The organism is Niastella sp. (genome assembly GCF_045805085.1).
Lineage (GTDB): Bacteria > Bacteroidota > Bacteroidia > Chitinophagales > Chitinophagaceae > Niastella.
The window spans coordinates 1-13717 of record NZ_JBJMLX010000053.1 but is presented as its reverse complement, the minus strand read 5'-3'; the positions used below and the strand labels follow the sequence as shown (position 1 = coordinate 13717).

Here is a 13717-nt window from a genome sequence, read left to right as displayed (position 1 = left end):
TAGAAACTCATTAGCCGGTAGATTACCAGCTCAACTGAATATAACCCAAAATGCTTCTACCCACGGGCTTTCGACTCAACTGGCATTTGATGCCGGTTCTTCCAGCATTTCATTATTCAAGAATGCTTCACCCAGCTTCAGCACTTTACAGGCTTTGCAACCGGGCGACTCCATTGGAAGTATAATTTTTTCAGGCGTGACCGGTGATTACAACACCATTGCAAATGCCATGAGCATACATGGACGGGTTGAAAAAACAGCACCTGCTTTTTTAAGTAGTGGCGTTGTTTTCAATACTACCGATACCAGTGGAATATTTGCCCAGCGTATGTGGTTAAATGGTCAGGGTAATTTATTACTTGGCAATGAAACCACCAACCCCTACAGGCTTAATGTAGCGGATGGAGATGTACGAATAAATAGTCTTTCAGGCGGCGGCGATGTTCTTGTTGGAAGCGATAACAATGGTGTGTTGACCAAGCTTCAGTTAGGTGAAAATTTATACATGGTAGATGGAAGGCTGAATGTTGTATATCCCTCCACTCGTCAAACTTACTGGCAGTACATGGCAGTACTATCTCAGGAAGGTACTACTGCACCAGGGGGATTTGCGTTTATAAACAACATGGGCAATATTCAATGGACACGTGTGGCCACCGGTGTTTATACGGCTACGCTTGTCGGTGCTTTTGCCAGCGGCTTTACGTTTTTCAGAAGTGAGGCGTCTGATGAAAATGGCCATGCAGCTTTCGTTAAGATGTACAGAAACGGTAACGGCACGGTAACCATGGTGGTTAAAGATGAGTCGCGGAATAATACTGACAACTGGAAAGGCATTTCAGTGGAGATAAAAGAATATGCTCAGGATTAAATTTAGTCACTGCACTTCATACAAGGTGGTTTTTGGTTTAACCCTTCTTTGAAAAGAAGGGTTTTTTATTTTCGTTTAGAATCGCCATTACGGGAAATTTATACGTTTCGTTTTTCTTTTTTAAACGTATCGATTTACCCTTCTTACCATATACTACGTAGCGGGCTATACGATAACTTTTTAATAACAATCCCTTCAGCGGATTCAATACGGATATTATTGAACGGACTGGTTGGGAAAAAGGTCTCTGTCATACCGGTTAAACCACCATCCGCAAACAGTTCTACAGAACTAACATCTATTATCAGCGAACAATTCAGATCGCTTGCCCCGCTTATCCGGGGCGCCACATGCCTGCCGGCAAAATCTTTCTGAAAACTTATATTTCCCGATTTAGTGCGATCGATGAAATATTCCCTCTTTTGGTTGTCATATCCTATCACTACCTGTTCTCCGGCATTGTTGGAAAGAATAACTGAAAGATCTTTCGAGGGAACAAGATCAAGATCAAGACGCACAGGCAATGCTATTTTTCCGGTTGAAGCCCCTACATCGAAGGAGTTTTTAACCTTTATATTTTGCAACACAACCGGTTTCGATTGAAGCGTATTCAATTCGGCAACTGGTTGCTGCGTTATAAAGATCTCCTTACCAACATGCTTTAGTTTCAACTCACGAGGGATGGTCATTGCATTTCTCCATGTTTTTGTAGGAACCACATTCGCATATAACCAGTTACTCATCCAGCCTAAAAATATTTTCCTGTTGCCTGTATTGCTCCAGGTAATACCGGCATATTCATCAGGTCCATAATCGAGCCACCTGGTATCCCTGTACAAAGGTGTAAACTTATTGCCGTCGAAGTCGCCTATAAAATATTGTGTAGCCGACCCGCCGTTAGGGCCACCCGGATTTAAATTGACGATCAGCACCCAGATCTTTTTCCCATTATCATCCAATGCGAATAGATCGGGGCATTCCCAAACACCGCCATGAGCACCCAATTCTGAACCAAACTCACTTTCCTTTGTCCAGTTTTTTAGATCAGGGGAAGAATAAAACGTTATCCGGTCTTTGGTGGCAAGCGTCATTATCCATTTATGCTGCTGTTCATACCACATTACTTTGGGATCACGAAAGTCGGTAATACCGGGATTTTTCAAAACCGGGTTGCCTGCATACTTCTTCCAAGTTTTACCATTGTCAAGGCTGTAAGCAATACTTTGATTCTGAAAGTTGTTCCTGCCTTCTTTTTCACCATGAGGATCATGATGAGTAAAGATGGCCACTAAAGGCGGCTGCCCGTTTTTACCCAAACCCGAAGTATTGTTTTTATCTACCACTGCACTACCTGAAAATATATAACCCAGGCTATCTGGATAGAGTGCAATGGGCTGTTGCTGCCAGTGAACCAGGTCTTTGCTGGTAGCATGGCCCCAATGCATGGGCCCCCACACGGTACTATCGGGGTAATATTGAAAGAACAGGTGCCAGGTACCGTTATAATATACCATACCGTTAGGGTCGTTGGTCCATTTTTCTTTTGGTGAAAAATGGATCTGCGGGCGGTACATCTCCTTATACAACTGCTGGGCATAGGATGATCTTACCAATAAAGCCGATATAAAGGTGGCTGTTGTAAATAACCATATCTTTTTATTCATGCAGCAAGCTTTTAATTAAACAATCAATACCCGGGGTTTTGCTTATATAATCCTTTGGTGAAGGTAATTTCTGACTGCGGAATGGGCAAATATTCATCCCTGCCGGCAGTAAAAACAGCGGTTGCCAGAAAGGTTCTCCTGTTTTTTTCAATGGAGATATAATCATTCAGCACCTGTGCAGCAATTCCCCATCTCACCAGGTCAAAAAACCGCTGCCCTTCTGTAGCAAATTCCAGGCGTCTTTCCCACTGCAGCGCTTTACGGGCATAATCCTGGGTCCAACCTACCGCAGTATATGGTTGCACATTGTAGCTGGAAGCAAAACTGCCATCCAACTTTTTCAGTTTTCCTGTACTGGCTGCGGCCCTGGTCCTGATCTGATTGATAAGGGGCAGTGCTTTATCGGGTTGTCCCAACTCAATATAGGCTTCTGCCTGGATCAATAAAATTTCATCGTAACGGATAATGTCATAATTTTTTGCAACACCCATAAAAGGGCCGTTTTTGAAGTATGAAGAACTCGTGGCCAGTTGCTGATTGCGCATAGTATGAAAATTACCATACACACCGGGATCGCGTACCCAGCTGCTACTGAACAATTTTGTATTGTCATACTTGTAAACATGCCCCTCTATACCTACAGTATGATCAAGACGCACATCCACTGTTGTAGTACTTAAATTTGCGATGCTGCTATTAAATGTAGAAAAATTAGGCAGGCCGTTGGCATTCGTTGTATAAGCATTTACCAGGTTCTGGCTGGCAGCATGAAAACCACAGCATCCATATTGCGGGGCGCCATGCGGATAATTCAACCCATCCTCGTAATTTAATCTGCCTGCCGTAGTTCCATCGTTGATCGTAAACTGAATGGCAAATATCGATTCCGGGCCGTTTTCTGTTTCAGGCAAAAAGTTATCAGAAATATCGGCGCTTAATGCATATTTACCCGAGGCTATAACCGACTGGCATAGGGCAACCACTTCCTGTAATCTTGTTTTGTTGATATTAATCACCTGGTGGGTGGCATTCTGTTCATACGCCTGGAAGAGCCGTAATTTTGCCAGGTAGGCCTGGGCTGCATATTTATTGGGCCGTCCTAACTGGGTTTGGGTTTCAGGCAAATTGTCAATAGCAAACTGAAAATCGTCGGCTATTTTATTCCAGGATGCTTCCCACGACAGATCGTTAGACACTTTTAAAATGTCGTCTGGCGTAGCCGTTTCATCAAACAGAGGAATGTTTTTATACAAAAGTTTCATGGTAAAAAAGCTATGCGCCCTTAAAAATTTCAGTTCCGCCAGCCTTGATTTTTTTGCCGGGAATGCAGATTCATCCAAATTATTTACAGCACGAAGGGCCACATTAGCCCGCGAAATGGATTTGAATAAATTTTGCCAGGTGCGCGGAACAAAGATCCCCATGGAGGGTGTTACCAGGTTATAATGTTCCAGGGCATCTACTTCCCCAACGTCGGCAGTGCCACCACCGCCTTTATACGCATCATCTGACCGAACGCTTCCATAAGCCCACATACTATATATAGGACCAATCATGTCGCCATTACCTATGCCGGCGTAGGCAGCCGTAACTAATCCTTCAACTGCAGTAGGCGATGTAAGATCTGTCGATGACAGTACGCCCGTTGGCGTATATTCAAGTTGCTTTTTACAGGAACCGAAAAACAAAATGGCTGAAGCTATAAAAGCCGGTATATATTTCTTGTTCATTTTGATACTGCTTTTGGAGTTAATTAAAATGCGGCGTTAACACCGAAGGTGAAAGTTTTGGGTATGGGTATCAGGTTAATGTTTGTTCTTTCCGGATCGGGTCCCTGGAAATTTTTGTTTTTAAACAGGAACAGGTTTTCAGCCATCCCATACAGACGTAATGATGTAAAGAACTTTTTAATAGTTACATTATACCCAAGCTGAATATTCCGCATTTTAAAATAAGAGGTGCTAACTATAAAGTAATCAGAAGTGCGGCTTTCGTTATTGTCATCTTTAAGTGTTAAGGCCGGGATGCTGGTATTTGTATGCTGTGGGGTCCAACCGTTAAATACACCGGGGCCAACATTTTCCCGGCTTTTCATCAGGTTGTTGAAGAGCGTGTACACATCATTTCCTTTTCTGCCCGTTACACCAGAACCGAATATAGACAGATCGAATTTTTTGTAGGTTAGGTCAACCCTTATGCCATATTCCAGATCAGGAAGCGTAGTGCCTATCCAGGTTCTGTCGAGATCATTAATTTCGCCATCATTGTTAATGTCTACATAACGGATCCTTCCGGGACCGGCGCCTATTTGTTTGGGCGCTTTATTTACTTCATCCTGTGATTGAAAAAGCCCGTTTGTTTTATAACCAAAAAGATCAAATTGCGAGTGACCGATAATGGTATTTACCAGGTTGCCCGGATATGCGGGGCGTACACTTTCGGGTAACTCTGTTATTTTGTCTCTGAAATGGGCAAAGTTTGCTTTTACATCATAACCGAAATCTCCTTTTCTTTGTCCCTGGTAGCCAACCACGAGTTCCCAGCCCTTATTTGTTTTAGAAGCTCCGTTTACCGCTTTCGTTTGTCCTTCACCCAAAGCCGATGCTACGGGTGGAGTAATTAAGATCCCCGTCGTTTTACGCGAAAAGAAATCGAACGAGCCATAAATCCTGTTTTTAAACAGGGCAAAGTCAATTCCTGTATTGATCTCATCAGTGGTTTCCCATTTCAGATCCTGGTTTTGTGCCTGTATCTGAACAAAGCCCGAAGGAAGTGTGCCGGTATTGGCACCCGATAAAGAATAGGCGGTGCCTATATTCATATATTGCTCCCAAAATCCTGGCGTTAATTGATTCTGCGTGGTGCCGTATCTGGCATCGAAGAGCCCAAAACGAGCCAGGTCGCCAATTTGCTGATTACCTACCCGGCCAATACCAGCTCTTAATTTTAATTGAGAGAACAATGTCTGTTTGTTCATGAAGGCTTCTTTATCTATTCGCCAGCCTACAGATGCAGCAGGGAATACACCATACCGGTTATTGGCGCCAAAACGGGAAGAACCATCACGGCGCACAGTAACTGCTGCCAGATATTTGTCAGCATAATTATAGTCAATGCGGCCGAATAAAGAATATAAGCGATTGCCGGTTGAACCACCGGAAACATAGGTATTGCCGGTTCCGGAATTTAATGTGAAGTAATCCTGTGTCTGGATAGCATAGCCTTCTTTTTTGGTGTTCTGGTAATCAAGATTCGTTTTGATGTATTCGGTACCTGCCAGGACCTTTATATTGTTTTGCTCGTTTATATTCCAGGTGTATCGCAGGGTATTTGAAAAGGTATAACTCAAATACTTATTCTGGTTTAAGGTAAGACTATTGGTAGTTCTGTTAAAGGCCCCTTCTGTAAACGTAGGTAAAATTGTTTTGGCCAGGAAAGTTGCATAATCAGCACCCAGTGTTGACCTGAAAAATAAGTTTTTGACAGGTTCAATTTCAGCGAATACATTGCCAAATGTTGAAAGCCGGTTGGCATTATCCCATCTTGACAGATATTGCATATGCAACGGGTTATTTCTGTCTGAGTAACCGCCGCCCGATGCGCCTGCAAATGTTACCCCGTCTGTTTGATACACCGGAATAGTGGGCGCCAAAGTAACTGCCAGGTAAGGCGTGGAGGCTCCGCCGATATCGTTCGTAGCTAACAACTCATTTGAATTAGCCACCCGCAGATTTACCCCAAATGAAGCTTTCCCATCCCATGTCTTTGTTATACCGTTTATACTGCCGCTCATTCGCTCGTACCCGGTATATCTTAACATCCCTGTATTTTTTAAGTAGCCCAGGTTAATGGCAAGGGATGAATTTTTGTTACCAACCGAAGCAGTCAGGCTGTTATTCGTTACAAGGCCAGTTTTATACATTACATCCTGCCAGTTGGTATTTCCTGCCGGTGTATTGGGATCGCCACCAACAAACGGATTAACTTTTACTGAGTTTAAAACCGGGTTATTGTAATCATTGTTCCAGTCAAAAGTATATATCTCCCCATAGGCCGCAGCAGGATCCTGTTTATCATTTACAGAAGCCTGCCATAACGCCTTGCCCCGGTCTAACGAATTCAGCATGTTGAATCGCTCCCCTTTTTCTGACTGGCTTGAAATGCTGCTGTTAAACTGGAAATTTACTTTGCCGCTCGTATTGCCACCATTTTTTGTAGTAACAATGATAACGCCATTGGAAGCCCTGGCCCCATATACGGATGCAGACGAAGCATCTTTCAACACCTGTACGGAAGCAATCACTGCCGGATCGAGGTTTTGGAACACTTCAGGCCTGGTAGTTGGTATCCCATCAATAATATACAACGGATCATTTACCCCCAGGGTATTGGATCCTCTTATAAGTATGGTGCCATTGGAGCCATTAGGAGAACCACCGTTCTTTTCTATATACAAGCCTGCTACTCTTCCCTGCAGTGCCTGCATGGTATTGCCGGAACTGCTGTTTTTTACGGGTGTTAGGTCTACTACAGCAACAGCCCCCGTCAGATCTTTTTTGCGCTGGCTCTGATAACCTATTACTATAAACTGTTCCAGTTCCTTTTCCCCTTCTTCCAGTTCGATAGACAGGTTTTGAATTCCACCAACTTTAATGGTTGTCGGTTTCATGCCTACAAAAGTTACCGTAATAAGGTCGCCTGCCGAGGCTTCTATAGTAAACTTTCCGGCGGCATCTGTTACCACCACTTTATTATTGGCAGTAATAGTGGCCCCTGAAAGTGGGGTGTGACTGGTTTTATTCAAAACCACACCGGAAATTGTTTTTTTCTGGGCAAATACTATTACCGAAAACAGCAATCCGGTAATAATCATCAGCAATCGTTTCATTTTGGTTAATTTTGGTTTGAAAGATTTTTAGCAATCATGCCTGAGCGTTGGAAAAGTTTCTACCTGTTTTGATCTCCTGGATATCATATTCAGGACAGGCGCCCGTGTAAGAAGCGATCAGCGCTCCCATGGCGCAGGCAAAGTCGAGTATTTTTTCGGGCGGGGCCTTGTCGATCAACCGGGAAAGAAAGGCAGCCAGGAATGCATCGCCGCTCCCCACCGTATCGGCCACCTGCACTTTGTAACCAGCATGCTCATAAAAATTACCATCCATACATAACAGGGCGCCCTTATCGCCCAGCGTTACCACTATGGTATTTATTGAAAAGCGGTCCTGTATCAGTTGAATTTTATCTGTAACAGTCTGTAAAGACGAATACCAGCCCGCGATCAGTTCCAGTTCGGCCAGGTTCAGCTTCAGGATATCTGTTTTATGTAGTAATTGTTCAACAGTTTTGGGACTGAAATGCGGGGGCCTTATATTAATATCCAATACTTTGTTCTTCGCAGTTTCCAGCAGTTTAAACAGGGTATTTGCTGAGGTATGATTGCGACAGGCCAAACTGCCAAAAACAAGGTAATCTGTTTCCTGCATCAGGTCAGCATATGTATCGTTCCATAATATAAAATCCCATGCAGATGGATATACAATGTCATAGATCATTTCATGGGGTCCCTTTGGGTGCGCATACACCATACCTGTAGGATGAAAATTGTCGATTTGGCAATACTCCCTGCCAATGCCCCATTGCGACAATAAGTTCACCAGCGCTGTTCCATGGGAATCATTTCCGATGGCTGTAATCAGTGAAACGGGCTGGTTTAGTTTATGTAAGTGATAGGCCACATTCATAGGCGCACCTCCCGGCAACTCGCCCGAAGGCAATACATCCCAAAGGATCTCGCCGTAGCATACCAGCTTATTAGCTGTAATTTGTTTATTCATAAGTGCAATCGTTTTTGAGAGTTGAGTTAATGTAATATCATCGTACGTTCTATCTGTTCCAATGATTTGCCCTTGGTTTCGGGCATCACCTTCCATACAAAAAACAGCTGCAATACCATCATTATACAGAAGAATAAAAAAGTATTACCGCCTCCCAGCTTTTCAGCCAGCATAGGAAATGAAAAGGCAACCAGGGCAGCCATTACCCAATGGGTGCAGCTTCCAAGCGTTTGACCTTTTGCCCTCACCTGGTTGGGAAATATTTCTGAGATGAACACCCAGATCACAGCACCCTGGCTGAAGGCGAAGAAGGCGATATAAACCAGCAGGTAGATCGTAACTGCCCAGCCACTGAAGTGTTGCGAATAAAAAGCCTGCGCTACCAGCCCAAGCGTTGAGATCAATCCTACAGAACCGATAAGCATCAAAGTTTTGCGGCCTATCCTGTCTATAAAGTTGATGGCAATCAGGGTGAAAATAAAATTCACGGCGCCAATACCTACTGTCGAAAGCAGGGAAGAGTTTCGTCCCAAACCTGTCATTTCGAAAATACGGGGCGCATAATATATAATAGCATTGATCCCCGAAACCTGGTTAAAAACAGCAAATGATACGGCCAAAAAAACAGGGAACCTGTAACGGCGCGAAAGCAACTGACTGGTATTACTGGTGGCAGGATGCCGGTTTTTGTTGTTTTTTATTTCCTCTATCTCTGCCAGGTAAGTGTCTGGAAGTACTACTTTTAAAATGGCGATGGCTTCCTCTGTCTTTCCCTTTTTTAAGAGCAGCCACCTGGGACTTTCCGGTACCACCTGCAGCAATATAAAAAACAACAACGATGGAAAAGCCTGTACACCCAGCATCCATCGCCAGGCGGTGTCCCCTTCCTGGCCTATCAGGTAATTGGAAAAATAGGAAAGCAAAATGCCAAATACGACGTTGAACTGGAACAGGGCAACCAGGCGCCCTCTTTTTTGGGCAGGAGCTATTTCGGAAATATACACCGGCGCCGTTACAGAAGAAGCCCCCACGCCTACCCCACCTGCAAACCTGAAGAGCAGAAAAATATACCAGTTGGTTGAAAAAGCAGTTCCAAGAGAAGAGAACAGGTACACGACTGCAATGATCATTAAGGTATTTTTCCTTCCCAGCCTATCGGCAGGAATGCTTCCAATTAAAGAACCAATAATAGTACCGATCAAAGCAATAGAAACAGTAAGTCCATGTTCAATGGGAGTTAAGGACCAATATGCCTGGATAGATTGTTCCGCACCTGAAATAACCGCAGTATCGAAGCCAAATAAGAAGCCACCGAGCGCTACAATAATGCTCCACAAAAGCACCTTTCTTTTGTTCATACAACAAGCAATTTTTTGTAAACATATCGTACAGGGGGGCAGAGAACGTAGCAATCCCGTTTCAAAAGATTATTTAGGGACAAAAAAATATCAAAAGATCGTAACAGGTTAATATTCAATATAAAATACACGCAACAAGTATTGTAAATGATAGCTGTTTATAGAATTTGTAACACCCTTTTTAGAAAATGTTTCATCCATGCGCCCTGTGCCTGGAGCAAAAAATGCAGGCCAGATCATAATCGCCTATATTTATAGCGGAAGGGGTATAAAATTTTTTACCTTGTATTATTACTGATCAGCATTATGATACGATCATTAACGAGCCGCTTGCCTTTAACAGGATGGTGCAGCTATAGTATTGCCCGGTTATTTTTCCCGGCAATGCTTTTGTTTTTGGTGGCCTGTAACAGTCAAAAGAAACAGGATACTTATACCATCGGGTTTTCCCAGTGTGTTGAATCGGATGCCTGGAGAAAAACTATGCTGAAGGAAATGAAACGGGAGCTGGCTTTTCATCCGAACGTACATTTTATTTACAGGCAGGCAGCTGGTAATAGTCAAACGCAGGTACAGCAGGTAAATGAGTTACTGCAACAAAAAATCGACCTTCTTATTATATCTCCCAACGAAGCCGAACCATTAACGCCGGTAGTGGAAGCAGCTTATCGCAAAGGTATCCCGGTAATTGTCGTTGACAGAAAAATAGCTACCCCGTTCTATACCGCTTATGTGGGCGGCGACAATTATGAAATTGGAAAAATGGCCGGCCAGTATGCCGTGCATTTTCTCAATGGCAAGGGAAAGATCATTGAAATCACCGGGTTGCCCAAATCGTCTCCTGCCATAGAACGGCACAATGGGTTTACTGAGGCTATCAAAAAATATCCTTCCATCCAGGTGGTAGAACAGGTAAATGGGGAATGGTTGCATGAAACCGCAAAAAATAAATTTTCTAAAATAGCAGCCCTGTACCCTGATGTAAACCTGCTTTTTGCCCATAATGATATGATGGCCGAGGGCGCTTATGAAGTATATAGAAACAGCAAAGTGACCAAACCAGCCATTATTGGTGTAGATGGTTTGCCGGATGCGGGCATGCAATTCGTTTCCGGAAAAATAATTACGGCTACCATGCTGTATCCAACGGGAGGTGAAGAAGCAATCAGAACAGCCCTGAAAATTCTGAATAAAGAGCCTTTTAGTAAAGAAAATTTTCTTCAAACCACTGTAATCGATTCTACCAATGTACGCATTATGCAGTTGCAGGCCGCCAAAACCGACAGTCAGCAACAGCAGATCGAGCGACAGACAAGCACGTTAAAGGAGCAAAAAAGGATCTATAATAACCAGCGCACTTTTGTATATATCCTGATCTTATCACTTGTTCTATCGCTTATTTTAGGGGGCCTGGCATTTTATTCACTGCGGGAAAACAGGAAAATAAGCAAAAAGCTACAGGTGCAAAACCAGGAGATCCTGGATCACCAGGCGCAAATTGTAGAGATGTCTGAAAAAGCGAAAGCAGCCAATGAAGCAAAAGTCAACTTCTTTACCAATATCTCCCACGAATTCAGAACCCCTTTAACCCTCATCCTGGGCCCGCTGGAAGAACTGCTGGCCAACAGCAAAAACAACTATAGTACCAGCGTAACCCTTGGCTTAATTCAAAAGAATGTTATGCGGCTGTTGCGGCTGGTGAACCAGTTGATGGATTTCAGAAAGATAGAGGTGGATAAAATGAAACTAAAAGCTTCTGAAAATGATCTGATCGCCTTTGTTTCCGATATCATTCAATCGTATAAAAACGTTGCCCACAAAAGAAACATTGACCTTCGGTTGATTACTAAAGAAAGGCGTCTGGATGTATGGATGGACGTAACCAAACTGGATAAAGTGATCTTTAACCTATTGTCGAATGCATTTAAATTCACCAAAGACAATGGTTATATCCATATCTATATCACCAAAAGTGAAACCGGAGATTATGTGGTTATAAAAATTGAAGACAATGGTGTGGGCATGTCGAAAGATGCCATTGACCATGCTTTTGAGGTATTTTACCAGGGCGAATATGAAAACTACAAAGGATCGGGCCTGGGATTGGCTTTATCGAAAGAATTGATCGGCTTACATAAAGGCACTATTACTGTAACGAGCGAAAAATGGAAAGGGACCACATTCGAGGTGTATCTTCCGCTGGGGAATGCACACCTGGCAAAAGACGAGATGGTGGAATCTGCGCAGGAAACAAATCAGGTGGTTTTATACGAACAGGAGAAGATATTTACTTCCGACCTTATGACGGAACAAATTGAAAAGGATGAAACAGCCACTGTACAAACAGAAAGAGAATATACTGTACTGATCATAGAAGACAATGCAGATCTGAGACAATTTCTGGTAAAGAAATTAAATACGCAATACGAAACACTGGAAGCAGATAACGGACAGCTGGCCCTGCAACAGGCATTTGATAATATTCCGGATCTGATAATCTGCGACGTGGTAATTCCGGGTAAAGATGGCATGGCCCTAACCCGTATTTTTAAAAATGACTTCCGCACTTCCCATATTCCCATTATTTTATTGACTGCAAAAACAGCGATGGAACAGCAAATTGAAGGCATGAAAAACTGGGCAGATGCCTATATTACAAAGCCTTTCAACGTATCGTTCCTTGAACAAACAATAAAAAGCCTGCTTGGGAACCGCGCCCGGCTTAAAGAACATTTTACAGCTGAACTGCCTACCGGTTTAAATACACAAACAATAAGTAAAACCGACAGAAAGTTTGTCAGTGAATTTTCTGCATTGGTAGAAAGCAATCTTTCCAATGAAGATTTTAATGTTGAAAGTATTTGTAAGAGTATGGGCATTTCGAGGGTTCAATTGTATAGAAAAGTAAAAGGGTTAATGGAGATCAATGTGAATGATTTTATTTTGAATACCAGGCTGAAGAAGGCAAAGTATCTTTTAAAGCATGAAGATATTTCAATTGGGGAAGTAGCGTCCAAAACCGGGTTTTCTTCATCGGCGTATTTCTCAAGCGTTTTTAAATCAAAAGAAGGAGTTACCCCAAAAGAATTCAGGGAAAAATAAAATTTGAGGGAAGGCTTTTGAATTTTAGTAACTATTTGGCATGCCACTAAAAGCCTTAAAACAAAATAGTGATTTGATACAAGTTTATTAGGTCTGTTATTTTCAATTTTGTGCTATCAATTTAAACAATTAAAAAATAGCACAATGAAAGCAATAGTTTATCAAAAGTTTGGAAATACAGATGTTTTGCAAACTGTAGAACAACCAAAACCTTCCATTAAATCAAATCAGGTTTTGGTTAAAGTAAAAGCCGTTTCTATCAATCCAATGGATTGGAAAATCAGAAAGGGCGAAATGAAATTAATGTCCGGTTCAAAATTTCCAAAGAACACAGGTGTTGATTTTGCCGGTATTATTGAAGATACCGGATCCGATGTAACTGACTTCAAAAAGGGTGATGAAGTTTTTGGAGTAGTAAAAAACATGATGAAAGAAGGTGCATTAGCCGATTATGTTTCAGTGCCTTCATCTTTAATCTGGAAAAAACCTGTACACATCAGCTTCGCTCAGGCTTCATCTATCCCGGTAGTAGGTTCGGCTGCGGTTACGGCTTTGCAAAAAATGGGCAACATCAATGCAAAAACTCAAATTTTGGTAAATGGTGCAACAGGTGGTTTCGGAATGTTCTTACTGCAATTACTCAAACAGCAGGGTGCAAATGTTACAGCAGTTACAAGTACAAAAGCCGTGGAGTATGCAAAAAAATGGGGAGCAGGTTCCGTTATAGATTACACCAAAGAAAATGTACTTGCTCAAAATATCGCCTACGATATTGTTATTGATCTATCAGGTAAAATGGGGTATGCAAATGCTAAAAAAATAATGAAGGCAAGAGCATTGTTTTTAAACCCGGTTCCCAAACCTGTTGAAATCCCTACATCGCTATTC

The 13717-nt window shown here is 42.6% G+C and carries 8 protein-coding genes; 3 read left to right on the top strand and 5 right to left on the bottom strand.

What is annotated here, in order from left to right:
• Nucleotides 1-871, top strand: an 871-nt coding sequence (locus ACJ751_RS02330; RefSeq protein WP_407743765.1) for a hypothetical protein, incomplete at its 5' end; no start/stop codon positions are given.
• A gap of 143 nt (nt 872-1014) precedes the next feature.
• Here ACJ751_RS02330 and ACJ751_RS02325 read toward each other — a convergent pair.
• Genes ACJ751_RS02325 through ACJ751_RS02305 form a run of 5 tightly spaced genes read right to left on the bottom strand, consistent with a single transcriptional unit; the run spans nt 1015 to nt 9727 of the window.
• Nucleotides 1015-2535, bottom strand: coding sequence for a glycoside hydrolase family 32 protein (locus tag ACJ751_RS02325; RefSeq protein WP_407743764.1), 1521 nt, complete (start codon nt 2533-2535; stop codon nt 1015-1017).
• A 23-nt stretch (nt 2536-2558) separates the two neighbouring features.
• Nucleotides 2559-4265, bottom strand: coding sequence for a RagB/SusD family nutrient uptake outer membrane protein (locus ACJ751_RS02320; protein ID WP_407743763.1), 1707 nt, complete (start codon nt 4263-4265; stop codon nt 2559-2561).
• A gap of 23 nt (nt 4266-4288) precedes the next feature.
• Nucleotides 4289-7423: a SusC/RagA family TonB-linked outer membrane protein gene (locus tag ACJ751_RS02315; protein ID WP_407743762.1), complete on the bottom strand. Its 3135-nt coding sequence runs from the start codon at nt 7421-7423 to the stop codon at nt 4289-4291.
• Between the two features lie 34 nt (nt 7424-7457).
• A complete protein-coding gene (locus ACJ751_RS02310) occupies nt 7458-8369 on the bottom strand; it encodes a carbohydrate kinase family protein (protein ID WP_407743761.1) in 912 nt (303 codons plus the stop codon).
• A 26-nt stretch (nt 8370-8395) separates the two neighbouring features.
• Entirely contained in the window at nt 8396-9727 is a 1332-nt protein-coding gene (locus ACJ751_RS02305; protein ID WP_407743760.1) for a sugar porter family MFS transporter, read from the bottom strand.
• A 306-nt stretch (nt 9728-10033) separates the two neighbouring features.
• On the opposite strand from ACJ751_RS02305, the gene ACJ751_RS02300 reads away from it, so the two are divergent.
• Together ACJ751_RS02300 and ACJ751_RS02295 are read left to right on the top strand one after the other, a co-directional pair.
• A complete protein-coding gene (locus ACJ751_RS02300) occupies nt 10034-12829 on the top strand; it encodes a substrate-binding domain-containing protein (protein ID WP_407743759.1) in 2796 nt (931 codons plus the stop codon).
• A gap of 144 nt (nt 12830-12973) precedes the next feature.
• Nucleotides 12974-13717 (top strand): NAD(P)-dependent alcohol dehydrogenase (locus ACJ751_RS02295; protein ID WP_407743758.1); only part of this gene is annotated, 744 nt, incomplete at its 3' end.

Excerpts from the sequence above, each read along its gene's own strand:
- ACJ751_RS02325 (WP_407743764.1), bottom strand. The coding sequence starts at position 2,535 with ATGAATAAAAAGATATGGTTATTTACAACAGCCACCTTTATATCGGCT.
- ACJ751_RS02320 (WP_407743763.1), bottom strand. The coding sequence starts at position 4,265 with ATGAACAAGAAATATATACCGGCTTTTATAGCTTCAGCCATTTTGTTT.
- ACJ751_RS02315 (WP_407743762.1), bottom strand. The coding sequence starts at position 7,423 with ATGAAACGATTGCTGATGATTATTACCGGATTGCTGTTTTCGGTAATA.
- ACJ751_RS02310 (WP_407743761.1), bottom strand. The coding sequence starts at position 8,369 with ATGAATAAACAAATTACAGCTAATAAGCTGGTATGCTACGGCGAGATC.
- ACJ751_RS02305 (WP_407743760.1), bottom strand. The coding sequence starts at position 9,727 with ATGAACAAAAGAAAGGTGCTTTTGTGGAGCATTATTGTAGCGCTCGGT.
- ACJ751_RS02300 (WP_407743759.1), top strand. The coding sequence starts at position 10,034 with ATGATACGATCATTAACGAGCCGCTTGCCTTTAACAGGATGGTGCAGC.